Below are 23,787 nucleotides of genomic sequence, written 5' to 3'. Positions count from 1 at the left end.
TCAGGCGTCTTTCGCCGCTTTGTGCCCGTGCACCGCTTGGGCGGTGCGCTGGAAGGCGGCGTGCGAGCGTTCATGGGTCCGCTGCGCGACGGCCACGTACAGCAGATCGAGGACCACCAGTTGCGGGTGCCGTGCGGAGAGCGCGTCCGGCCGGAAGGTGGTCGCCTGGGTCGCGGTGATCAGGACGATGTCGGCGAGCTCGGCCAGCGGAGAACGAGGGAAGCTGGTGAGCGCGATGGTGGTGGCGCCCCGGCTGCTCGCCTCGGCGAGCAGCTCGATCGTCTCGCCGGTCTCGCCGGTGTGCGAGATGCCGAGCGCGACGTCGCCGGGCCGGGACAGCGCGGCGCTGGCCAGACCGTTGTGCACGTCGGTCCAGGCCCACACCGGGATGCCGATGCGGTGCAAACTGAACTGCATCTCCTCGCCGACCAGCGCGCTTCCGCTGGCGCCGAAGATGTTCACCCGCGGAGCGGCGGCGATCGCCACCGCGGCCCGCTCCACCTCGCCCAGGTCCAGCAGCGAGGCGGTGTCGTGCATGGCCCTGGTGTCGGAGGCCATGATCTGGCCGAGCACCCGCTCCAGGGGGTCGTTGGGCTGGATCTCGCGGCCGATGTCGACCGTCCAGCCGGCCGAGCGAGCCCGCCCGGTCTCCGCGGCGATGCCCAGCCGCAGGTCGGCGTATCCGTCGAAACCCAGCGCGCGGCAGAAGCGCGTCACCGTGGCCGGTGAGGTGCCGCTGCGCTCGGCCAGCTCGACGATGGTGGCGCGGGAGGCGGCGGCCGGGTCGGTGAGCACCTGCTCGGCGACCCGCTGCAACGCGCCGGTGAACTCCGGCAGCAGCGTCCGGACCCGGACCAGGACCCCGTCGGCGGGCGGGTGGTCCATGGAGTCGCTCCCGATTTTTTCCGTACGGCCGTTGTCACCGCGCGCGGTCTCGTTGCGGTTGCTCTCGCTCCGCCCGTTCTCGGGGCGGCCGTCGGCCGGCCGGATGCGCGGTTCGCTCCGGGACCAGAAGTTCTGGTCGAGCCGGTCCCGCACCGTCAGGTCGCTCCCGTTGAGGGCGGCCTCGCCGCGGGCCGGCGAGTCGGCAACCGCGGTCGACGCGGTCCCGTCCATCTCCGGCTCAGCCATCGGTCACCCTTTCAGGAAGGACTGTTTACTGTTGCGGTAAAAGTTCTTACTAACCGCCCCTCCGTGTCAAGGCCGTGGGTGAAGTTTTCAAACCGTTACCTGACCTGGGCCGATGAACGCATGTTTCGGCCGGGTCAGATGACAGCCATCGATCCGGAAATAACCCTTACAACGTGGTCGCCATCACATGTCCGCCTTGCGCCCGTTTTGCCGTCCACCTTTTGACGGATACCGGCGCGTCGTTCGGTCCAGGCGACCTCGTCCGATCAGCCGCTTCCGATCACGCCACGAAACCTCGCCGTCACCGACGAAACACGACCAAAAGAATTTCCGGTACGCCGTGAGCACCCCCCACGCATGCTCCCGTCCCGCGCCGCCCCGGCCACCGATCAAGCAGCGTCGTCCACCGTCCCGGTGCGTTTCTTCCCGGAAAAGATCGCTCTGCCCGGTCCCCTCAGGCGGCTGGCCCTGGCGGCCCTATCCGGATCCGGGATAGGTCCATGAGCGCCAGCCCGACAGGTTCCGGCTGGCCCTGGTGGCCCTATCCGGGCCGGGGATAGGGCCGTGAGTGCCAGCCCTACAGGTTCCGGCTGGACCTGGCGGCCCTATCCGGGCCGGGGATAGGGCCGTGAGTGCCAGCCCTACAGGTTCCGGCTGGACCTGGCGGCCCTATCCCAGCCACGGGTAGGGCCATGAGCGCCAGCCCGACAGGTACCGGCTGGCCCTGGCGGCCCTATCCCAGCCACGGGTAGGGCCATGAGCGCCAGCCCGACAGGTACCGGCTGGACCTGGCGGCCCTATCCCAGCCACGGGTAGGGCCGTGAGTGCCAGCCCGACAGGTACCGGCTGGCCCTGGCGGCCCTATCCGGGCCGGGGATAGGGCGGCCGGGACCAGCTCGGGTCTTGGCTTGCGCCGCGGGCCTTTGACCGGGCGGGATACGGGCTCCGAGCGCGAGCCGTGGCGTATGGGCGCGGCGGGAGCTGGCACCGCCGGCGGCGGGCTGGAGCGGGGTGGCGAAGTAGCGGGCCGTCAGCGGCGGCTGTGCCGGTGATCAACAGCCCGTGGGTCACTTCAGAAGCAGGCCATCCGGCGCCCAGCGCTGAATCCCGCCACGCTGATCAACGGGGGCGGCCCCAGGGAAGGGCGGGGCCTGCCGGCTGCTTGGGCGCGGGGCGCGATCTTGATCTCCGGAACCAGCCGCGGACCGTGCAGGGGCCGGCGATCGTTCTGGACGCGCCAGCGGCCAGATCGCCGGCCCCGGCCCGCGCGGGAGCATGCGGTCCGCACCCCAGCGGACCTGCGTCAATAAAGCCTTTGAAGATCCCCGTGCTACTCCGCGGTCGCGCGGATCGCCTCGAGGAAGGCCTCCGATCGGTGCTCGAAGTTACGGAAGCGGCCGTAGCTCGGCGCGGCCGGCGACAGCAGCACCACACCCCCGGGCGGGGTCACCTCGCGGGCCAGCCGGACCGCGTCGGCGAGGTCCTCGGACGGGAGCGTGCTGACTTTCGGCAACCCGGCCAGTTCGGCCAGGATGCGCGGGCCGCTGTCCGGCATGCCGATCACGGTGAGTTCCCGGGCGGCGAGGAAGTCTCGTAACGGTGAGTAGTCCAGGCCGCGGTCGGTGCCGCCGACCAACACGGTGAGTGGCCGATCCTCGTAGGCCTCGATGGCGTGCATGGCGGCGAACGGCGCGGTGGAGAGGGTGTCGTCGACGAAGGTGAGGCCGGACGGGTCGGGGATCTCGGTGAGCCGGTGCGGAAGGCCCTCGAAGGAGCGGACCGCGGCCGCCAGCTCGGACCGCAGCCCGACCACGTCGACGCCCATGCCGTCCAGCACGGCGAGGGCGACGCACAGGTTCCGCTCGTTGTGCCTGCCCTTGAGCCGCAGGTCGGCGCGGGGGAAGAGCGGGTCGTCGCTGCAAAAGACGGTGCCGTCCTCGACCCGGAAGCGGGAGTCGCCGGCGGCGGCCGGCACGGGCGGGAAACCGTTGCGGTCGGCGACCCCGCGGATCTCGTCGCGCAGCCGCTCGTCGGCGCCGTTCACCACGATCAGATCCGGTCCGTGGCGGAGCAGGTTCAGCTTGTCGCGGTAGTACTCCCGCTCGCCGCCGTGCGCGTCCAGGTGCTCCGGGAAGAGCGAGGTGACCACCGCCACCCGGGGCGAATCGGTCAGGTCGGCGCACTGGTAGCTGGAGAGTTCCAGCACGTAGAGGTCGGCCTGGGGAAGATCGAGCAGGGGGACGCCGATGTTCCCGCCGTACGCGTTCGGCCGGCCCACCGCGGCCAGCAGGTGGCTGATCAGGCTGGAGGTGGTGCTCTTGCCCTTGCTGCCGGTGACCCCGACGGTCTGCGCCGCGTGGTCGGCCATCCAGAGCGCGCTGCCACCGGTGATCGTGATGCCCCGGGAGCGCAGCTCGGCCATGAACGGGTGGGTGGACGGCACCCCGGGCGAGCGGACGATGACATCCGCGCTGGCCAGGGCCGCGAAGGCGTGCTCACCACCGGCCAGCGGGGCGAGCTCGCCGTCCCAGGGGTCGTCGAGGTATCCGGCGCTGTCGTTGACGGCGATCAGCCGGGCCGGCTCGTGCCGGGCGATCGCGGTCACCGCCGCCCTGCCCTCGCGGCCGGTCCCCCAGACCGCCACCGAGCGGCCGCGCAGGTCTGCCAGGCGCACGTCAGTCTCCCCCAGTCGGTTTTTCGCGGGACCGCACTAATATTGCCCGTCGGCCGTTAGACAGGAGTTCCCGGGTGCAGTTCGACGTCATGCGCTTCCCCTCGTCCGCGTTCGACCCGACGACGGGAGTCGCCACGTTCGACTACGTGCTGGACGGGCCGGAGCCGCTGAGCTTCACCGAGACGATCACGTTCCCGGTGTCCGAGCACCCGGTGCCGGAGGCGTTCCACCGGGTGCTCGACCTGCTGCACGTGGTCGCCGGGGTGAGCTATTACAAGGTCGGCGCCCCGCCGCGGGTGCTCGCGCCGGAGCCGGTCGCGCCCGCCGTCGCCGCCTGGTTCACCCGGATCTACACCGACGGGCTCGCGGAGTACGCCTATCGCAACCAGCTCCCACACGTCCTGGAGCTGACCGTCGAGACCCCCGGCGAGCTGTCCCCGGCCGCTCCGGCCGAGGTCACCGGCCGGCCGCTCTCCGCCGTCGGCGGCGGCAAGGACTCGATCGTCACGCTGGAGATCCTGCGCGCGGCCGGCCTCGACCCGGTGCCGTTCTCGGTGAATCCGAACCCGGTGATCGAGAACGTGAACGCCGCTTCCGGCCTGTCCGCCCTGGCCGCTCGCCGCAAGCTCGACCCGCGGCTGTTCGAGCTGAACAAGGCCGGCGCGCTGAACGGGCACATCCCGGTCACCGCGATCAACTCGCTGATCGCGATCGCCACCGCGGTCTGGCACGGGCTCGGCCCGGTGGTGATGTCGAACGAGCGCTCCGCCTCCGATCCGAACCTGATCTGGAACGGTCACGAGGTCAACCACCAGTGGTCCAAGGGGGTGCTCGCCGAGGGGCTGCTGCGGGACGCGGTGACGGCGCACACCGGGCTCGTCGACCCGTACTTCTCGCTGCTGCGGACGCTCTCCGAGCTGCACATCGCGCAGCTGTTCGCCGGTTACAGTGCGTATGACGACGTCGTCACAAGTTGTAACAAGGCGTTCAAGCTGCACGACCCGACGGCGCGGTGGTGCGGTGACTGCCCGAAGTGCCGGTTCGTCTTCCTGGCGATGGCGCCGCACATGCCGCGGGAGCGGCTCGCGCACATCTTCGGGCACGACCTGTTCACCGACGAGTCGCAGGTCCAGGGCTTCAAGGAGCTGCTCGGCGTGGACGGGCACAAGCCGTTCGAGTGCGTCGGCGAGGCGGAGGAGTGCCTGGTCGCGCTCTCGCTGCTGACCGACGACGCGCCGGTGCTGGTGGCGCTGCGCGCGGCGGTCCCGGCGTCGGCCTGGGAGGACGTCTCGCACAGCAACGTCTTCACCCCGGGCGGTCCGCACCACATCCCGCCTGCCTTCCAGAAGATCCTCGAGACGGCCCTGTGAGCACCATCGGCTTCCGGACGGCCGTCACCGCCCGGTCCGCCGTCCGGTCACGGTTCGCTGAGGGCCGGGGCCGACACGATTTCGGTACGCTCGCCGCGTCGGCAAGCCGTGCGCCTCGGTGGAAGCCCCCGGGTCCCGCGGTGACTGCGCTGGGCGGGCGTCGTGGCGTACCGAAATCGGGGTCCGGTCTATGAGATCACTCCGGGGCGTCGTGGTGGATGCGGTCCGGGTCGACGCCGAGCTGGCGCAGCGCGATGCTGGTGGCGGCCAGCATCAGCGGCGGCCCGGCCAGGTACACCTCGTGCCGTGACCACTCGCCGTATGCCGCGACCGCGTCGGTGACCAGGCCGGACGGGTACGGCCCCGGGCTGCCCTCGGCGACCACCGGGACCACCGTGGCCCGTGGCGCCTGCCGGGCCAGCGCGGTCAGCGCGTCGATGTCGTAGAGCTCGGCCAGGTTGCGCACACCCCAGAACAGCACCGCCGGCCGGGTGTCCTGGACCGCGGCCAGCTCGGCGAGCATCGCTTTCATCGGGGCCACCCCGGTGTCCCCGGCGATCATCAGCATGCCCCGGCCCGGCTCGGCGGGCAGGCCCATGTCGCCCTCGGCCCGGCTGATCCGGATCCGGTCGCCGGGCCGGGTGTGGTGCACCAGCGTGCCGCTCACCCCGGCCTCGGTCTTGGCTCGCACGTGCAGCTCGATCACGTCGTCCGCGTGCACGGCGCCGGCCAGCGAATACGGCCGCCAGACACCGGGGACGGCGTCGACCTCGACCCGGGCGTACTGCCCCGGGCGGTAGGGCATCGGCAGGAACGGGCGCAGCCGGACCACCGCGAGGTCGGGCCGGCGCAGCTCGTGGCCGACCACCTCGCTCTCCCAGACCGTCGGCTGGTACGCGATCAGCGTCCCGCCGTGCACGATCCACTCGTAGACGTGCTGCCACGCCCACCGCCAGGCCTGGTCGAAGTCCTGCCGCCAGGCGCCCGGCGCCATCCCGGCCCGCATCGCCTCGGCGAGCGCCGCCCCGACCAGGCTCAGCTGGCTCCACTGCACGCCGCACTCGGCCAGCACCGCGCCGAGCTGCCCCGCCCCGGCCACCACGGCCGGCGGGTCGTCGAGCCGGTGCACCAGCCAGGTGAGCGCCCGGGCCAGCTGCTCCCGCTGCGAGTCGGCGGTCCCGGGCAGCGCGGTCAGCAGGTCCGGCTGGGCCTGGAGCAGCGCCCGCCAGAGCCGCTCGGCCACCTCGTCGACGCCGCCGGCGAAGGTCAGGCTGGTGCTGAGCAGCCGCTGGGTGTCCTGCAACGCCCTGGTGTCGCCCGGGTCCATGCCGTCCGCCCCCGCGTGCCGGCGGGTGGTGTCGCGGGCGAAGTGCGCGGCGTACTCCGCGGGGGTCACCGAGGGGAACTCGGTGCCGGGCGGCCCGATCGGGCGCACCGGGGCCACACCGGGGACCGCGGGGGCCGGGGTCACCGGTCCGCCCGGGTTGATCCCGGTGATGGGATTGACCCGATTGATCGGTACGCCATAGGCGGCGCTCGCACCGGCCGGGTCGGTGGCCCCCGGCCGCCGGCCGCCCGGCCCGAGCCCGGAACGGCCCAGCGCCGCGCCCTGGTCGCCACGCCACAGCAGCTCGGACCCGGCGCCGTTGCGTTGCGGCGGCGATCCGGCGGCTTCGGCGTCGCTTCCGGACGGTGCGGCCTCTCCGGCCCGGCGGGCGGCGTCTCCGGCCGGGCGAGCCGCGTCCCCGGTCGGGCCGGAGCGGCCGATCCCCGCGACATTTCCCGCGCGCCCGGCGGCACCCGCGGCAGCGGCGGCGGTCGCCTGCCGGAAATACGATCCGACGACCGGAGCGATCGGGTTCGCCCCCGGAGCGGGTGTCTCCGTCGTCTCCGGCGTCTCCGGCTCAGCGGCCGCGGGCTTCTCCGGCTCGGCCGCGGCCTTCCCCCGGGCAACTCGGACAACGCCGCAGCCGCGTCCGCGGCCCCGGCGGCAGCCGCATCAGGCGCGCTCTGCCGCAGCCGGATGGCCCGCAGCAGGGCGAGCAGATGCGGGTCTGATCCCGGACCAGACGACAACCGACACCCCCCGAGAAGCGGAACGCGCGAACAGTACAACCGTACTGCCGATCCGTACCCCAAACCCCATCTTGCCCCGCCCATGATGTCCCGCAACGCCCGTCGGCAGAATGCTGGTGTGCCAGCCATCGCCATCACCGCCCCCGACGACCCGCGCATCGGCGACTACCGCGCCCTCACCGACCTGGAACTGCGCACCCGCTGGGAACCGCCCAACGGCCTGTTCATCGCCGAGGGCGAACTCGTCATCCAGCGCGCGCTGCGGGCCGGTTACCGGATGCGCTCGGCGCTCGTCGACGAGAAACGCGCCGACCAGCTCACCGGCCTGCCCGAGGACGCGCCGCTGTACACCGCGGCCCCGCCGGTGGTGGAGTCGATCACCGGCTTCCACGTGCACCGGGGCATCCTCGCGTCGTTCCACCGCCGGCCGCTCCCGGCGCTGGACGACCTGCTCGGCACCGCCCGGAACCTGGCCGTCCTGGAGGGCCTGAACACGCACACCAACCTGGGCGCGCTGTTCCGGAGCGCGGCCGCCCTCGGCATCGACGCCATCGTGCTCTCCCCGAACTGCGCCGACCCGCTCTACCGGCGCGCGGTGCGGGTCAGCATGGGCGAGGTGTTCGCGATTCCCTACGTCAAGGCGGAGACCTGGCCGGATCCGCTGACCGCGATCCGCGACGCCGGGTTCACCCTGCTCGCGATGACCCCGGCGCCGGACGCGGTCGCCCTCCAGCGGCTCACCCCGCAACAGCGGAGGCGACCCGCCCTGCTCCTCGGCGCCGAGGGTCCCGGCCTCACGCCGGAGGCGCTCGAGGCCAGTGACGTGCGGGTCGCCATCCCGATGCACAACAACGTGGACTCGCTGAACGTGGCGACCGCCGCCGCCATCACGTTCTACGAGCTCACCCGATGATCCACTGCTGAGCCCGGATGTCGGTGGTGTCCCGGCACGTCCACTGCATCAGGCTGTTCCCGATCGAGTCGAGGCACAGCCCGCTGCGGTAGTTGAAAACCAGTTCCGGGCCCAGGCCGATGAACTCCCGGTCCCACTCCTGCGCCCCGGTGCCGTTGCACGTCCAGATCTGCACCGGCGCACCGGGGTCCAGGGATCCGGCGTTCACGTCGATGCACTTGCCGGTGCTCTTGCTCGTGAACGTGTAGACCCTGCCGAAGACCTGGGTCGCCAGCCAGCGCTGGTTGGCGGCCCCGGAGTTGCAGGTGGTCCGGACCAGCCTGGTTCCGTTGCCGGGCGCGGAGCCCGGCACGGCGACGCACTTGCCGAACCCGTCCCTGATCTGCCCGTAGCCGTCGGCGGCGCCGGCCGCCTGGGCGGTGCCGGCCAGGCCGGCGACCAGGCCCAGCAGCACCACGACCGACCTCGACAGGATGGTGTTTCGCGACATCATCGATTCCCTCCGTAAACAGGCTCGGGGGCCGGATCTCGACGTTAGGCAGCGCCGCGCGCCGCCGAATCCGGGAAAACACGGATCGACGATGTGTCGGCAAGCCGCCGCTCCCCTGGGCGATCCCGACCTTGGATGCTCTGCTGTCGGGATGGGCGAGCACACGGGGGACGGCGTCGTCGGGCGTCAGACCGAGCGGGCCCGGATCGACGCCGTGCTCGCCCGCACCCGCGAGGGGTCCGGCCAGGCGCTTCTGATCCGCGGCGAACCAGGAATCGGAAAAACCACCCTGCTCGCGTACGCCCGGAGCACCGCGACCGGATTCCGCACGCTGCGAGCCGCCGGCACCCCGGCCGAGTGGGAGCTCCCCTACGCCGCCCTGTACGCCCTGCTCCGCCCGATCCTCGAGCACCGTGACGAGCTGCCCGCCGTCCAGGCCGCAGCCCTGACGGCGGTGTTCGCGCTCGGCGCCGACCCGGCCGCCCCGGTCAACCGCCTGGCGGTCTACGGCGCCACGCTCGGCCTGCTCGCCGCCGCGGCCGAACGCGCACCGGTGCTCTGCCTCGTCGACGACGCGCACGGGATCGACCCGGCCTCGGCCGGCGCCCTCCGGTTCGCCGCCCGCGCGCTGCACGCCGAGCCGGTGGCGCTGCTGTTCGCGGCCCGGACCGCGCCGCACCCGCAGGCCTCCGGGTTCGACGCCGCGGGCCTCGACACCCTGCACCTGACCGGCCTGGACGCGGACAGCTCGGCGGCCCTGGCGGTCCGGGCCGGGATGGCGCCCCGGGCCGCGCACCGGCTGGCCGCGGCCACCGCCGGGAACCCGCTCGCCCTGCTGGAGCTGCCGGCCGCGCTCACCGAGGCGCAGCGGAGCGGCCGGGCCCCGCTGACCGATCCGCTGCCCAGCACCGCCCAGCTCGACGAGGTGTTCCTGACCCGGGCCTGGGCGCTCGGCGCGCCGGCCTGGCGGGCGCTGGTGGCCTGCGCGATCGACGACGGGGTGGCCGCGGCGTCCGGACCCGAACCGGCCGGGATCAGCGAACCGGCCGACTCCGGCGGGCCGGCCGACGCGGGGTCGACCGGCTCCGGGCCGGCCGGAGTCGACCCGGCCGCGCTGGACCCGGCGATCGCCGCCGGGATGCTGGTGGTCCGGGACGGCGCGGTGACGTTCCGGCATCCACTGATCCGGGCCGCCGTGCACGCCGCCGCGCTTCCCGGCGAGTTGCGGGCCGCGCACCTGGCCGCCGCCGCGGCGCTGACCGACCCGCAGCAGGCGGACCGCCGCGCCTGGCACCGGGCCGCCGCCGCGACCGGCCCGGACGAGGAGATCGCCGCGGCGCTGGTCCGCTCGGCCCGCCGGGCCCGCGCCCGGGGCGGTCAGGTCGCCGAAGCCCGGGCGTACGCGCGTGCCGCCGAGCTCTCCCCCGACCCGGACGACCGCGCCGACCGCCGGCAGCGGGCGGCCGAGGCGTGGGCGTACAGCGGCGCGGGCGAGCACGCGGAACGCCTGCTCGACCAGGTGCTCGCCGAGGAGGCGCCGGTGGCGGTGCGCTGCCGGGCCGAGTGGGTCCGGGCGTGGCTGCTCCGGCTGCGCGGCGACCTGAGCGTCTTCGACGACGACTACCTGCGCCGCGCCGAGAAGTACGCCGCCGAGGCGCCCCGCGAGGCGGTCGCCATGGTCAGCCAGGCCGCCAACGCGTACTGGGCCCGGCTGGACGCGCCGGGTCTGCTCGCGATCTGCCGGCGGGCGGTCGCGATCCACGACGAGCCGGGTTATCTCAAGGGCCGGATCCGGCTGGCCGGCGCGCTGGTGCTGACCGGCGACCCGGAGGGTGCCACGCTGGCCCGCTCCTGTGTGCCCGGCGTCCGGCAGGCGCCGGCCGACGGCGCCGCAGCGGAGCTGGCCGAGGTGCTGACCTGGCTCGGCGACCACCCGACGGCCGGTGACCTGCTGACCGCCGAGGCGGCCGGCGCGCGGCGGGACTCGGACCTCGCCCTGCTGGCGTACACGCTGCCCCGGCTGGCGGTGCTGGAGGCCCGGCGGGGGCGGCTGCACCGGGCGTACCAGGCCGGGTCGGAGGCGTTGCGGATCGCCGAGGAGTTCGGCCAGGACGGGCCGCTGGCCGATGCGCTGGCCGTGCTCGCCCAGGTCGCGGCGCTGCACGGCGCCGCCGCGGAGAGCACCGCGCTGGCCGGGCGGGCGGCCACCGTCGGCCCGCCCGGGCGCCGCAGCCTGCTCGTCCAGCTCGCGTACGCCCGTGGCCTGAACCTCATCGCCGCCGGCCGGCCCGGCGCGGCCACCGAGTTCGGCACGGCGCTGGCGTTGCTGGACGCCGGCGGCATCCGGGAGCCGGGGTTCCTGCCCGTGCTCCCGGAGCTGGCCGAGGCGATGATCCGCGACAGCGGCCCGCTCGGCGGTCGCCGCCGGAGCCCGGCCGGCGATGCGATCGCGCTGCTGGACCGGCTGGCCGGGGTGGCCGCGGGGACCGGCGTGCTCGCCCGCTGCCGGGGACTGGCCGCCCCGGAGGACGAGATGGACGAGCACTTCGCCGCCGCGGTCGCGCTGCCCGGCTCGCCGGTGGACCGGGCTCGCACCCTGTTCGCCTGGGGTCAGCGGCTGCGCCGGGCGCGACGCCGCCGGGACGCACGGATGCGGCTGCACGCGGCGCTCGACGGGTTCACCGAGGCGGGGGCGGACGGCTGGGCGGCTCAATGCCGTACCGAAATCGCCGCCACCGGCCGCGGCGCCGCACCGGCGGCGGACCCGGTGGAGGGACTGACCGCGCAGGAGTGGCAGGTCGCCCTCACCGCCGCCGAGGGCCTGAGCAACCGGGAGATCGCCGCCCGGATGTTCCTCTCGCCGCGCACGGTCGAACACCACCTGGGCAGTGTCTATCGCAAGCTGGGGCTGCGCTCGCGGGGCGAGCTGACCCGGCGCCTGGCCGACCGCTGAGCGGGGTCACTCCAGCAGATACGTCAGGTGGGTGGCCTGCCCGGACGGCCGCGAGCGCACCTGGCGCAGGTGCCGCGGCGGCCCGCCGGCGAAGAGCGGGGTCCCGGCGCCGAGCAGCACCGGTGCCAGGTGGAGCCGCAGCTCGTCGACCACGCCGGCGTCCAGCGCGCCGCGGATCACCTCGGCGCCACCCATGATCACCACGTCCCGGTCGCCCGCGATCGACGCGCCCTTGGACACCGCGCTGGCCACCCCGTCCACCACGAACGTCATCCGGTCGGCGAGCCGCACCCGCGCCGGCGGTATCCGGGTCACCACCAGCACCGGAGGCGTGGCGGCCCGGTCCGCGCCGTAGCCCATCTCGTCGGTCCACCCGTGCGGGCCGTCGATGATGTCGAACAGCCGCCGTCCCATGATCACCGCGCCGGTGGCCGCGGTCGTCGTGTCCAGCACGTCGGCGTCGACCGGGTCGGGATGCAGCGCCCAGGTGTGCAGCGCCTCGCCGCCGTCGCCCAGGCCGTTGTCGAGGCCCGGGTTCGGCCCGGTCACGAACCCGTCCAGCGACATCGAGATGTCCGCGATCACTCGTGCCATGTCCGTCCCCTCCCGCCACGGTGTTGGGGACAGTCTCAGGCGCGCGGCACCAATCGGCCACCGGTCCAGGCGAGCCCCATCCCGGCGGCGAGCAGCAGCAGCGCCCCGACGGTGGGCAGCGGCTTCACCGCGTACGACCCGGCGCCCAGCGCGACCGCGGCGAGCATCAGCAGCACCCCGTCCGCGGGATTGACCAGCTTGGAGCGGAACACCGCCCAGCCGAGCAGCAGCACCCCGGTCGCGGCGATCGCGCAGGCCACCTCGACCAGGACGCCCACCTGGCCGGGCGCGAGCGACACCGCGTCCACGCCGGTCTCGGCGGGCAGCGCGGCCAGCGGCAGCAGCAGGGTGGCGCCGGCCAGCGCGACCAGCAGCCCGGTCAGCGCGATGCGCCGGGTCCGCGCACCGGCGAGCAGGCCGGCCAGGGCGATCAGCGCGATGGTGGCCAGCCAGCCGGCCAGCAGGGCGACCGGGAGCGGGCCGGGCGGGACGTTCACGCCGAGGGTGAGCCAGCCGTACAGGACGGCGGCCGCGGGCAGCGCCCACAGCGCCAGCCGGGCGAAGCGGCGCACCGACCAGATCCAGACCGCCTCCCGCACCGGGAGCACGTAGTGGTCCGCGGCGGCGCCGGCGGCCGGGGTGGCGGCGCCGACCCAGGCCGGGGCCACCCGCAGGGGCCGGCCGCTCGCGGTGTGACGATGGCTGATGCTCATGGCTCCGCCTCGCTCGCAGGGGCAACACGCCGAGCGGCCGGGGTACCGGTCGGAATCCGAGACGAAGCATGTCAAATTGCCAGCGAACTGTGAGCCTAATCTCAGGAAATAGGGAGAAAAGCCGGACGGCCGGTCTCATCGGAGACCGGCCGTCCGCAATCGGGTCAGGAACGCTCGGGCTGGCCCGACTCGTGGTAATCCGCCCCGCCGAGCGCCGACGCCGGCGGCACCGGAGGCGCGGCCGGCAGCGCCGCGGTCTTGTCCGGGTCGCCCGACACCTGCGCCTCGGCCTCACGCACCTCGGCGTTCACCCGCCGGGCCTCGGCCTCCGCGGCTTCCGCGGCCGCCGCCGCCTCACGCTCGACGGCGCCCGAGTCGACCTGCGACGACGGGACGTCGCCCGCCATGTTCGCCAGGCCGCCCAGTGCGCCACCGAGACCCTCCAGGGCCTTGGTCAGCTCGGTCGGCACGATCCACACCTTGTTGGCGGTGCCGTTCGCGATCTGCGGCAGCGACTGCAAGTACTGGTACGCCAGCACCTTCTGCGAGGGGTTCGCCTGGTGGATCGCGTCGAACACGGTGCGGATCGCCTTGGCCTGGCCCTCGGCCTGAAGGATCCGGGACTGCCGGTCACCGTCGGCGCGCAGCACCGCGGCCTGCTTCTCACCCTCGGCGGTGAGGATCTGCGCCTGCTTGTGACCCTCGGCGTTCAGGATCGTCGCGCGACGCTCCCGCTCGGCGCGCATCTGCTTCTCCATCGAGTCGCGGATGCTCGGCGGCGGCTCGATCGCCTTGATCTCCACCCGGGTGACCTTGATGCCCCAGCGGCCGGTGGTCTCGTCGAGCACCGTCGACAGGTGCCGGTTGATCTCCTCGCGGCTGGTCAGCGCCCGCTCCAGGTCCAGCGAGCCGATCACGTTACGCAGGGTGGTGACGGTGAGCTGCTCGATCGCCTGGAGGAAGTTGGAGATCTCGTAGGTGGCCCGCACCGGGTCGACGACCTTGAAGTAGAGCACGGTGTCGATCGAGACGACCAGGTTGTCCGAGGTGATCACCGGCTGCGGCGGGAACGAGACCACCTGCTCCCGCATGTCCACCTTGCTGCGTACCGCGTCGATGAACGGGACCAGCAGGTTCAGGCCCGGGTTCAGGGTCCGCTTGTAACGGCCGAGCCGCTCCACCACGTCCATCCGCTGCTGCGGGACGATCCGGATGGACCGGACGATGGTGGTCACCGCGAAGATGGCGATGACTATGACCAGGACAGCGATGACTGCTTCCATGGCGCCTCTCTATATGTGTAGCGATGTGCGGGATTCAGAGGTCGGGAAGTTCGTCGTACCAGACCAGGACGGTGGCGCCGCGGACCTTGACCACCCTGACACGCTGACCGGCCGCGAACGTCTCCTTGCCGTCGAAAGAGCGCGCCTGCCAGATCTCGCCCTCGATGCGGATCTGCCCGTGGTCGGCGTCGACGTCCTCGAGGACCGTGCCGTGGTGCCCCTCCATCGCCTCGATGCCGAACGGGGTGTCGCCGGTCTCCAGCGCGGACCGCGCGTGCCGCATGACCACCGGGCGGACCGCGGCCACCGACAGGCCGGACACCAGGGCGAACACGATGACCTGGACGAGCACATCGGCGCCGAGGGCGGCGGCGACGGCCGCCGCGGCCGCGCCGGCCGCGAAGAAGATGATCAGAATGGTCGCGGTGAAGGCCTCACCGATCGCCAGGGCGACGGCGAGGACGATCCAGAGTACGGCATCCACATCAACGATCGTGTCACGTCCACGCATCTCCGGCGATGCCACGGTACGGCGTAGCCGAACCGCCCTCGGACAGTTAGACCCGTCAGTCGCACAGCAGGAGGACCCCCACCGTGACACTGCTTCCGGAGACCGCCCGACGGGTGGACGAGATCGCCGCCCGGGCACAGTCCCGCGGCCGGGTGCCGTCGCTCACGCTGGCCGTGGTGCGCGACCGGGCGGTGCTGCACAACGCCTGCGCCGGGGAGACGCCGCGCCCCGACCCGAAGACCCAGTACCGGCTCGGCTCGATCACCAAGACGATCACCGCGACGCTGGTCATGCAGCTGCGGGACGAGGGCTTCTTCGCGCTCGACGACCTGCTCTACCGGCATCTGCCGGGCACCCCGATCGGCGGGGTGACGCTGCGTCAGCTGCTCGGGCACGTCTCCGGGCTGCAACGGGAGCCGGACGGGCCCTGGTGGGAGCGGAACCCGGGTGGGGACGTGGACCAGCTGCTGGGCGGGTTGACGTACGAAAAACTGACCGGACCCCCCTTCCGCCGTTACCGCTACTCGAACCTCGCCTACGGACTGCTCGGCGCGGTCCTCGCCCGGGTCACCGGGCAGAGCTGGTCCGAGCTGGTCACCAAGCGGGTCCTCGACCCGCTCGGGATGAAGCGCACCAGCTACCACCCGGTCGAGCCGTACGCCCGCGGTTACGTCGTGCACGCGCTCGGCGGGACCCTGCACGAGGAGCCGCGCCCGGACACCGGCGCGATGGCACCGGCCGGCCAGCTCTGGTCCACCGTCACCGACATGGCCAAGTGGGCCGGTTTCCTGGCCGACCCGGCCCCCGCGGTGCTGGCCCGGGAGACCGTCGACGAGATGTGCAGCCCGGTCACCATCAGCGACCTGGAGTCCTGGACCGCAGGCCACGGTCTGGGCCCGCAGCTGTTCCGGGTCGGCGAGCGCGTCTACGTCGGTCACGGCGGCTCGATGCCCGGTTACCTCGCGCACCTCGCGGTCCACCGCCGCAGCCGGTTCGGTGTCGTGGTGTTCGCCAACACCTACGGCTTCGACGGCGAGGACAGCATCAAGGACCTCAGCCTCCGCACCCTGACCACGGTCCTCGACGGCGAACCGCCCGCGCCCGCCGCGGCCTGGCAGCCGCCCGCGCCGCCGCAGGGCGAGGCCGCGGAGATCTGCGGCCGCTGGTGGTGGATGGGCCGCGAGTACGACCTGGCCCCGGAGGCCGGCGGCCTCGCCATGACCGGGCCCGGCCACCACACGCTGTTCCGCCGCGAGGCCCCGGACCGCTGGCGCGGCCTCTCCGGCCCCAACGAGGGCGAGATCCTCAGGGTCCTGCGCACCCCGGACGGTGCCGTCAGCAAACTGGACATCGCCACGTTCCGCTTCAGCCGAAACCCCCAAGACCTGGCCTGAAACCTTACTTTTGGTACGCCCGGAGCCCCGTCCACCAGCTGTCCTCCGCCCGAAACCGCGCCACCCCGGACCGGCCGCCCAGCCGCCGCCGGTTTTCCACAGTCCCGGCTCGTCCACAGCCCACCCAGCCCTCCCCACCCCACTCCGCCACACTGACCAGCGGGGGCTGCCCCCTTGGGAGGGCGGGCTGGGAGCGAGCCGGGGCGACAGCGATGCCAGGCCGACCCGGGTCGCGAGGTCCGGGCTGGCGACCACAGCCCTATCCCGGGCTCGGAAGGGGCCACCAGGTCCAGCCCGAACCACCGAGCTGGCATCCACGGCCCTATCTCGGGCTCGGAAAGGGCCACCAGGTCCAGCCCGAACCACCGAGCTGGCATCCACGGCCCTAACCCGAGCACGGAAAGGGCCACCAAGCCCAGCCCGAACCACCGAGCTGGCATCCACGGCCCTACCCCGAGCACGGAAAGGGCCACCAAGCCCAGCCCGAACCACCGAGCTGGCGCCCACGGCCCTACCCCGAGCACGGAAAGGGCCACCAAGCCCAGCCCGAACCACCGAGCTGGCATCCACGGCCCTACCCCGAGCACGGAAAGGGCCACCAAGCCCAGCCCGAACCACCGAGCTGGCGCCCACGGCCCCGTCCCGAGCTGGGAGACAACCATCGGGCTGGGCGCCGTGGTTGTCTCTCAGGCCCGAGACAACCATGGGGGCCCGGGCGGGGCGTGACGGGTAGGTCGTGGGCGTTGCCCGGGGTCGGAGGCTGCGGCGTACCGGAAGAATCGGACGGCGGTCGGAGAGCGTGCGGCGGACCGCGACCAGCTGCGCATTGGCTCTGGCCGGTTCAACGGCTGGCCGCAACCGGTGGCCGCGACCGCGACCAGCAACTCCGTGGCCTGGCACACAGACCCGCAACCGGCGGAGGCGGGAAGGCCGGCCGGACGCGAGCCGCGAGCACCACCCGGGGTCCGGGCTGGCGTCCACGGCCCATCCCCGGCGGTGGATAGGGCCATCATGCCCAGCCGGGACCGTCGGGCTGGGGTTCGCGGCCCTAATCCGGGCTTGGACAGGGCCACCATGGCCAGCCGAGGCAGTACACCGGGGATATGGCCGGGGCGGGCTGCTCAGGCGTGGGACAGGGCAGGGGTGGGCGCCGGGGCTGGGGTGGTCAGGCCGAGAGCGAGGCCGGCGGCGACCGTGGCGATGCCGAGCCAGACCAGGGGGCTGGGGGCGGGGGCGCCGAGGGCCATGCCGGTCAGGGCTGCCGAGATCGGGGCTACGCCGGTGAGCAGGCCGGCGCGGCCCGGGCCGATGCGGGTGACGCAGGTGTACCAGAGGAGGAAGGCCACGGCGGTGACGGCTACCGCGAGGTAGGCGCCGGCCAGGAGGTCGTCGGGGTGCAGGCGGGTGACGGCGGCCGGGCCTTCGGTGACCAGGCCGGCGACGCCGAACAGGACGACCGCCATCCAGGTGGCGTGCACCGAGACGCCGAGCGGGCCGTGCCGTCCCAGCACCGGGACGGCGAGCAGGGTGAACAGGGCTTCGCAGACGAAGGTGACGACCGCCCAGAGGATGCCGGTGGCGTCGGCTCTCCCGAGGCCTTCGACCAGGATCGCGCCGAGGGTGACCACGACGGCGGCGAGCAGGACGCGTGGGGCGACGCCGCGGCCTTCGAGCAGTGGGCCGCCGACGGCGAGCAGGATCGGGACGCAGGCGACGGCGACGCCGAGAACCGCGGGTTCGGCGTGCTCGGCGCCGTGTACCAGGGCGATGTTGAAGACCAGCAGGCCGGCGACGGTGACGCCGAGCAGCCAGAGCCATTCGGCGCCGCGCGGGCGGCGCAGCGGGGTGCGGGTCCCTCGGGCCCAGACGATCAGGAGCAGGCAGGCCAGCGCGTAGCGGAGGGCCTGGACGGTCAGGTTGGGCGCGTCGGCGAGGTGGCCGGAGACGGCGACACTGCCGCCGACGAAAACCATCCCGGCCGCGCCGGCGAGGATCGGAAACGCCTTCATGCGTCTCATGCTCCCGGCGAGTATGGTCCGTTTCGAGGACCAATCCTGCCGCGATGAAGCGGACCAATTCTGGTCGAGGCGGCGGGGCGGGCGGCGGGGCGGCGGCAAGGTCGGGGCGAGGCGGGCGGCAAGGGGGAGGCGGAGGCGTGGGAGTGACGCAAGCGGCCGGGAGCGGGTCGGATTTCCTGCAACTGCGGGCCGGGGAGGCGCCCGCCAAGGGTCTGACCGGCTGGCTGACCGACGGGCTGCGCGGGGCGATCGCCGCCGGGCGACTGGCGCCCGGGACCCGACTGCCGGCGACCCGGCAGCTCGCGGCCGAGCTGGGTATCTCCCGGGGCGTCGTGGTGCAGGCCTACCAGCGGCTGGTGGACGAGGGGCTGGCCGGGGCCCGGACCGGCTCCGGGACCGTGGTGGCCCGGGACGCGGCGGTCACCCCACGGCCGCCGGTCGACCGGCGACGCACGTTGCACGAGCTGCGGCTCCCGCTGTCCACCCCGGACGGCATCGACCTGAACCTCTCCCCCGGCGTGCCGGACCTCGCCGCGTTCCCCCGGGCGGCCTGGCTGCGGGCGGAACGCGCGGTGCTCGACCGGGTGACCGCGGCCGACCTCGGGTACGGCGACCCGGGCGGCAGCCCGCGCCTGCGGACCGCGCTGGCCGCCTGGCTCGGGCGTACCCGAGGAGTCCTGGCCGAGGCGGACGACATCCTGGTGTGCGGCGGCGTCGCGCAAGGTCTCGCCTTGCTGGCGCAGGTTGCGACGGCCCGCGGCGAAGCCGCCTGGGCCGTCGAGGATCCCGGATCTCGCGGTGCGCGCGACCAGATGTCGCATTGGACGGTACGCCCGGAGCCGGTCCCCGTCGACGAGCACGGCCTGTGCGTCGACGCCCTGATCGGAACCGGTCTGCGAACGGCGCTGCTCACACCGGCCCACCAGTTCCCGACCGGCGTGGTGCTCGCCCCGCACCGCCGCCGCGAGCTGCTCGCCTGGGCCGCCGCGGACGACCGTCTGGTGATCGAGGACGACTACGACGCGGAGCACCGCTACGACCGCGCGCCGGTCGCGGCGCTGCAGGGCACCGCGCCGGAGAGCGTCGCCTACCTCGGCAGCGTCTCCAAGTCGCTGGCGCCCGGGATGCGGCTGGGCTGGCTGATCGCGCCCCGCCGGTGGCAGGCCGGCCTGCTCGCCGCCAAGCACGCGAGTGACCTGGGCAGTTCCGCGCTCCCGCAGTTGGTGCTGGCCGAGCTGCTGGCCGGCGGCGACTACGAACGGCACCTGCGGACGGTCCGGACCCGGCAGCGTGCCCGGCGGGACGCGCTGCTCGCCGGGCTGCGGACGCACCTGCCCGGCGCCCGGGTCCGCGGGGTGGCGGCCGGCCTGCACCTGCTGGTCGAGCTGCCGGACGGCGTCGACGACGTCGCGCTCGCCGAGCGGATCCGGCGGACCGGTGTGCTGGTGCATCCGCTGAGCTGGCATCGGCAGCTGTCCGGCCCGCCCGGCCTGGTGCTGGGCTATGCCGCCCACCCGCCGGACCGCCTCGCCGAGGCCGCGGCCCGGATCGGCCAGGCGCTCTGACCCTCTCGGGCTGGCGTCCACGGCCCTATCCGAAGCTCGGATAGGGCGGTCAGGACCAGCCCGAGCCGGCGAGCTGGCACTCACGGCCCTATCCCGCACCCGCACAGGGCCACCAGGACCAGCCCGAGACGGCGAGCTGGCACTCACGGCCCTATCCCGCACCCGGATAGGGCCACCAGGACCAGCCCGACACGAGAACCGCACCCGCACAGGACCACCACGACCGGCCCGAGACGGCGAGCTGGCACTCACGGCCCTATCCCGCACCCGGACAGGGCCACCAGGACCAGCCCGAGACGGCGGGCTGGCACTCACGGCCCTATCCCGCACCCGGATAGGGCCACCAGGACCAGCCCGACACGAGACCCGCACCCGCACAGGGCCGCCACGACCAGCCCGAGACGGCGGGCTGGCACTCACGGCCCTATCCCGCACCCGGATAGGGCCACCAGGACCAGCCCGACACGAGACCCGCACCCGCACAGGGCCGCCACGACCAGCCCGAGCCGGCGGGCTGGCACTCACGGCCCTATCCCGCACCCGGATAGGGCCACCGGGACCAGCCCGACACGAGAGCCACGCCCCGCACAGGGCCACCAGGACCAGCCCAGCACGAGAGCCGCGCCCGGACAGGACCGCCAGGAGCAGCCCGAGACGGCGGGCTGGCACTCACGGCCCTATCCCGCACCCGGATAGGGCCACCAGGACCAGCCCGACACGAGAACCGCACCCGCACAGGGCCACCAGGACCAGCCCAGCACGAGAGCCGCGCCCGGACAGGACCGCCAGGAGCAGCCCGAGACGGCGGGCTGGCACTCACGGCCCTATCCCGCACCCGGATAGGGCCGCCAGGACCAGCTCGACACGAGAGCTGCGCTCGGACAGGACCGCCGGGACCGACCCGACACGGGGGCGTGATCATGGGCTGGTGCGGCGGTGGCGGTGACCGGCGGCGAACCCGCACGACACGCGCGACGGTCCGGGGTGGCGCGGCCTCGCGAGCCGAACCCCACGGAGCTCCCAGTCGTACGAAATCAAGAATTCAATCAGGCAGGACCGTGACGTGGTCGATCAGCCGTTCCATGGAGTTGATCAGCGGGGTCTCGACGTCGCGGTAACTGTGCACCGAGGCGAGGATGCGCCGCCACATGTCGGCCGGCTCGCGGACCCCGACGGCCTCGCAGACGCCCTCCTTCCACGGGCGGCCCGGCGGGATGACCGGCCACTCGCGCAGGCCGACCCGTTCGGGCTTGACCGCCTGCCAGACGTCCACATACGGATGCCCGGTGACCAGCACGTCCGGGTCGGTGACCGAGGCCACGATCCGGCTCTCCTTGGAGCCGGGCACCAGGTGGTCGACGAGCACCCCGAGCCGCCGCCGCGGCCCCGGGCGGAAGTCGCGGACCGCGGCCGCCAGGTCGTCGATGCCGTCGAGCGGCTCCACCACCACGCCCTCGATCCGCAGGTCGTCGCCCCAGATCCGCTCGACCAGGGCGGCGTCGTGGATGCCCTCCACCCAGATCCGGCTGGCCTTGGCGACCTGCGCGGTCACCCCGGCCACCGCGATCGACCCGGACGCGGTCAGCCGGCGCTGCGCCGGGGTCGCCTGTGGAGCGGGGCGGCGCAGCGTGACGACCTGCCCGTCGAGCAGGAACGCGGCCGGCTCCAGCGGGAAGTTGCGGCGCTTGCCGTGCCGGTCCTCCAGGACCACCGCGCCGTACTCGAAACCGACCACCGCGCCGCAGAACCCGGAATCGGCGTCCTCGACGACCAGGTCCGGCTCGGCGTCCACCTCCGGGATCACCTTCCGCCGGCGCCAGTTGCCGGACAGCACATCCTCCCCATACATGAATCGCACGGTAACCCCTGCCGTTCGGACACGCCGGGGTGACGCTCCGAGCCGAGACAAGGTTCCGGGGTGGCACGTACCCTTGCTCGCATGCATTCCGCAGCAGATGCGGCCACCCGCACCGCCCGCCGGTCCACCCGATTCGTGGCCTGGGTCCGGGCCTGGCGCGCCGGGCTCGTCCCGTTCGACGAGCTGGCCGACGAGATCGCCGGCGACGAGGAGCACCTCGTCGCCGATGCCCCGGGCACCTGGACCGACGTGCCGCTCGGCCAGGGCCTGCCGATCTTCGCGAAGCTGCATCCCGACGACATCCGGCTGGTCCTGCCGGTCCCCGGCGACCCACGCGGCCTGCCCGGCCCGGGCCCGCTGACCGGCGCCGCGCTGCTGGCCGGCGAGGCGGTGATCACCCCCGGGTTCGGCGTGATCCCGGAGGTTCGCCGGCACACGTCCGGCTCCGGCGTGGAGTTCGAGACCGTGGTCTGGCGGGTGCTGCCCGCGCCCGAGCACCGGCCGGTCTTCCAGATCGGCGCCGCCGAGGCCGAGGCCGAGCTGACCGCGGCGCTCGGCGAGGCCACCACCCGGCTCACCAAGCTCGACGTGGCGCAGTGGAAGCCGGAGCTGGCCGGCGCGTTGCAGGCGCTGCGCAGCCCGGAGAGCACGGCCACCCTGCCGGCCGGTTTCGACCCGCGGTCGCGGCGGCTGTTCGCCCGGGCCAGCGTGCTCGACCGGGTGCTCGCGCTCGCCGAGACGAACGCGCCGGGCGGCGCGGTCAACGGCTACGAGGCCCAGCAGCGGGACGAGGCACTCCGCCCGCTCACCGCGGCGTGCCGGCAGGCGCTGGTCGCGGCGTGCAACGCGCCGCTGCGCCCGTGACGGCCGACCGGCACGCGCACTGCACGTTCTGCGGGGCCAGGTTCGTCCCCGACCAGCCGTGGCCGCGGCGGTGCGGGGCGTGCGGTGAGACGACGTACCGGAACCCGACGCCGGTCGCGGTGGCGCTCCAGCCGATCGGTTCCGGTCTGCTGGTGGTGCGGCGCGGCATCGCGCCGGCCGCGGGCCGGCTCGCCCTGCCGGGCGGCTTCATCGAGCTGGGCGAGACGTGGCAGACCGCGGCGACGCGCGAGCTCCGCGAGGAGACCGGTCTCACGACAGACCCCCTTGAGGTACGCCTTTTCGACACGCTCAGCGCCCCGGACGGCACGTTGCTGGTGTTCGGCCTGCTGCCCCCGCTCGCCGACGCGGGCCAGTTGCCCGGCATCCCGCCGCCCGAGGTGCTCGGGCTGGAGGTGCTGACCGCGCCCACCGAGCTCGGCTTCAGCCTGCACACCCGGGTGGCGAACCGATGGTTCGCCGAGTCAGTCGATTAGCCCCGCGCCGACCAGCTCGTCCAGCAGCAGGCGGATGGCCGGGGCGCAGCGGGCGGCGTCGGCCGAGGTGAACCAGGCCAGCTCGGCGATCTCGTTGGCCGGGGCCGGGGTGGGCTCGGGGGTGCCGGGGTCACCCAGGAAGGTGATCAGGCGGACCCGGGTGCCGGGCGGGCGGTTGTGGGCGGGCGCGTCGATCGTACGGAAAAGGCGCAGCCCAGCGGCCCGGAGTGGGATGCCGACCTCCTCCTCGGCCTCCCTCGCCGCCGCCTCGGCGTGCGTCTCGCCCGCCTCCGGCTTGCCGCCGGGCAGGTAGAACGCGTCCGAGCCGTGCGCCCGGACCACCAGCACCTGACGTTTGCGCACCCAGACCCAGGCGGCCGCGACGACCTCGCTCATGCCAGCACGAACGGGTCGCCGGCCTCGAAGCGGGCCAGGTCGGCGAGGGTGCGCCGGGTGTTCGGACCGGCCGTCTCGGGCAGCGCGTCGACCGGGTAGAACGCGGCGTCGACCGTCTCGTCGGTCTCCCGGAGCAGCTCGCCGGACCAGGAGTCGGCCCGGCAGGCGAGCGTCACGTGCTGGTAGGGCTGGCCCCAGGCGCTGGTGGCCAGCTGCTCCCCGGAGTACAGCGCGAAGGGGGTGACCCCGTGCACGACGAGGCCGGTCTCCTCGAACACCTCGCGGATCGCGCACTCGCTGAGCGTCTGCCGCAGCTCCATGGTCCCGGCCGGGAGCGCCCACCGGCCGTTGTCGCTGCGCTGGATCAGCAGCACCCGGCCCTCGGGGTCGCGCAGCACGGCGCGCGCCCCCACGGTCATCAACACCCGGCCCGGTCCGACCGACTCCCGCAACTGCCCGAGATAAGACTCTTCCCACGCCGGCACGGAAG

19 protein-coding genes are annotated in these 23,787 nt (G+C 73.7%); 7 read left to right on the top strand and 12 right to left on the bottom strand.

Going from position 1 to position 23,787, the window contains the following annotated elements; all coding sequences use genetic code 11:
• Both Aiant_RS31145 and murD read right to left on the bottom strand, forming a co-directional pair.
• Positions 1 to 1,131 (bottom strand): MurR/RpiR family transcriptional regulator, encoded by a 1,131-nt coding sequence (locus tag Aiant_RS31145; protein WP_189336741.1) that lies wholly within the window; start codon positions 1,129 to 1,131, stop codon positions 1 to 3.
• Positions 1,132 to 2,461: 1,330 nt separating this feature from the next.
• Positions 2,462 to 3,805 carry a UDP-N-acetylmuramoyl-L-alanine--D-glutamate ligase gene (gene murD / locus Aiant_RS31140; RefSeq protein WP_189336740.1) on the bottom strand — a complete coding sequence of 448 codons (1,344 nt, stop codon included), beginning with the start codon at positions 3,803 to 3,805 and terminating at the stop codon, positions 2,462 to 2,464.
• Positions 3,806 to 3,894: 89 nt separating this feature from the next.
• Between murD and Aiant_RS31135 the strand changes: the two genes are divergently transcribed.
• A complete protein-coding gene (locus tag Aiant_RS31135) occupies positions 3,895 to 5,175 on the top strand; it encodes a MurL-like N-terminal domain-containing (protein WP_189336752.1) in 1,281 nt (426 codons plus the stop codon).
• Between the two features lie 196 nt (positions 5,176 to 5,371).
• Here the strand turns inward: Aiant_RS31135 and Aiant_RS46000 are convergent, their stop codons facing one another.
• The gene (locus Aiant_RS46000) at positions 5,372 to 6,610 is read right to left on the bottom strand and encodes an FAD-binding oxidoreductase (RefSeq protein WP_245006625.1); all 1,239 of its coding nucleotides are present in this window, start codon (positions 6,608 to 6,610) and stop codon (positions 5,372 to 5,374) included.
• A gap of 759 nt (positions 6,611 to 7,369) precedes the next feature.
• Here Aiant_RS46000 and Aiant_RS31125 point away from each other — a divergent pair.
• On the top strand, positions 7,370 to 8,164 hold the full coding sequence (locus tag Aiant_RS31125) for a TrmH family RNA methyltransferase (protein WP_189336739.1): 795 nt from the start codon (positions 7,370 to 7,372) through the stop codon (positions 8,162 to 8,164).
• Here Aiant_RS31125 and Aiant_RS31120 read toward each other — a convergent pair.
• Positions 8,154 to 8,657, bottom strand: a complete 504-nt coding sequence (locus Aiant_RS31120; protein ID WP_189336738.1) for an RICIN domain-containing protein — start codon at positions 8,655 to 8,657, stop codon at positions 8,154 to 8,156. The two genes, Aiant_RS31125 and Aiant_RS31120, sit on opposite strands and share 11 nt — an antisense overlap.
• Before the next feature lie 148 nt (positions 8,658 to 8,805).
• Here Aiant_RS31120 and Aiant_RS31115 point away from each other — a divergent pair, with 148 nt between their 5' ends.
• Entirely contained in the window at positions 8,806 to 11,607 is a 2,802-nt protein-coding gene (locus Aiant_RS31115; RefSeq protein ID WP_189336737.1) for a helix-turn-helix transcriptional regulator, read from the top strand.
• 6 nt (positions 11,608 to 11,613) lie between these two features.
• Here Aiant_RS31115 and Aiant_RS31110 read toward each other — a convergent pair whose 3' ends face one another.
• From Aiant_RS31110 to Aiant_RS31095, 4 genes are all read right to left on the bottom strand, one after another.
• A complete protein-coding gene (locus tag Aiant_RS31110) occupies positions 11,614 to 12,201 on the bottom strand; it encodes a dihydrofolate reductase family protein (protein WP_189336736.1) in 588 nt (195 codons plus the stop codon).
• 35 nt (positions 12,202 to 12,236) lie between these two features.
• Complete coding sequence (locus Aiant_RS31105) at positions 12,237 to 12,914, bottom strand: hypothetical protein (protein WP_189336735.1); 678 nt, start codon at positions 12,912 to 12,914, stop codon at positions 12,237 to 12,239.
• Positions 12,915 to 13,078: 164 nt separating this feature from the next.
• Positions 13,079 to 14,197: an SPFH domain-containing protein gene (locus Aiant_RS31100; RefSeq protein WP_189336734.1), complete on the bottom strand. Its 1,119-nt coding sequence runs from the start codon at positions 14,195 to 14,197 to the stop codon at positions 13,079 to 13,081.
• Between the two features lie 34 nt (positions 14,198 to 14,231).
• Complete coding sequence (locus Aiant_RS31095; RefSeq protein ID WP_189336733.1) at positions 14,232 to 14,681, bottom strand: NfeD family protein; 450 nt, start codon at positions 14,679 to 14,681, stop codon at positions 14,232 to 14,234.
• A 110-nt stretch (positions 14,682 to 14,791) separates the two neighbouring features.
• Here Aiant_RS31095 and Aiant_RS31090 point away from each other — a divergent pair, with 110 nt between their 5' ends.
• On the top strand, positions 14,792 to 16,102 hold the full coding sequence (locus tag Aiant_RS31090; protein ID WP_189336732.1) for a serine hydrolase domain-containing protein: 1,311 nt from the start codon (positions 14,792 to 14,794) through the stop codon (positions 16,100 to 16,102).
• Positions 16,103 to 17,223: 1,121 nt separating this feature from the next.
• Here the strand turns inward: Aiant_RS31090 and Aiant_RS31085 are convergent.
• On the bottom strand, positions 17,224 to 18,111 hold the full coding sequence (locus Aiant_RS31085) for a DMT family transporter (protein WP_229831466.1): 888 nt from the start codon (positions 18,109 to 18,111) through the stop codon (positions 17,224 to 17,226).
• A 146-nt stretch (positions 18,112 to 18,257) separates the two neighbouring features.
• On the opposite strand from Aiant_RS31085, the gene pdxR reads away from it, so the two are divergent.
• Positions 18,258 to 19,685 (top strand): MocR-like pyridoxine biosynthesis transcription factor PdxR, encoded by a 1,428-nt coding sequence (pdxR, locus tag Aiant_RS31080; protein ID WP_229831465.1) that lies wholly within the window; start codon positions 18,258 to 18,260, stop codon positions 19,683 to 19,685.
• A 1,042-nt stretch (positions 19,686 to 20,727) separates the two neighbouring features.
• Here the strand turns inward: pdxR and Aiant_RS31075 are convergent.
• Positions 20,728 to 21,534, bottom strand: coding sequence for a DUF3097 domain-containing protein (locus tag Aiant_RS31075; protein WP_189336729.1), 807 nt, complete (start codon positions 21,532 to 21,534; stop codon positions 20,728 to 20,730).
• 90 nt (positions 21,535 to 21,624) lie between these two features.
• Between Aiant_RS31075 and Aiant_RS31070 the strand changes: the two genes are divergently transcribed.
• The gene (locus Aiant_RS31070) at positions 21,625 to 22,407 is read left to right on the top strand and encodes a hypothetical protein (RefSeq protein ID WP_189336728.1); all 783 of its coding nucleotides are present in this window, start codon (positions 21,625 to 21,627) and stop codon (positions 22,405 to 22,407) included.
• Positions 22,404 to 22,901 (top strand): NUDIX domain-containing protein, encoded by a 498-nt coding sequence (locus Aiant_RS31065; RefSeq protein WP_189336727.1) that lies wholly within the window; start codon positions 22,404 to 22,406, stop codon positions 22,899 to 22,901. The genes Aiant_RS31070 and Aiant_RS31065 overlap by 4 nt, the downstream gene beginning before the upstream one ends.
• Here the strand turns inward: Aiant_RS31065 and Aiant_RS31060 are convergent.
• Both Aiant_RS31060 and Aiant_RS31055 read right to left on the bottom strand, forming a co-directional pair.
• Positions 22,890 to 23,297, bottom strand: a complete 408-nt coding sequence (locus tag Aiant_RS31060; protein ID WP_189336726.1) for an NUDIX hydrolase — start codon at positions 23,295 to 23,297, stop codon at positions 22,890 to 22,892. The genes Aiant_RS31065 and Aiant_RS31060 overlap by 12 nt on opposite strands.
• Complete coding sequence (locus tag Aiant_RS31055; RefSeq protein ID WP_425322725.1) at positions 23,294 to 23,716, bottom strand: NUDIX domain-containing protein; 423 nt, start codon at positions 23,714 to 23,716, stop codon at positions 23,294 to 23,296. The genes Aiant_RS31060 and Aiant_RS31055 overlap by 4 nt, the downstream gene beginning before the upstream one ends.
• Positions 23,717 to 23,787 lie beyond the last annotated feature (71 nt).

It is taken from the genome of Actinoplanes ianthinogenes (assembly GCF_018324205.1).
Classification (GTDB): Bacteria; Actinomycetota; Actinomycetes; order Mycobacteriales; family Micromonosporaceae; genus Actinoplanes; species Actinoplanes ianthinogenes.
This window is presented reverse-complemented; position numbering and strand designations above follow the sequence as displayed.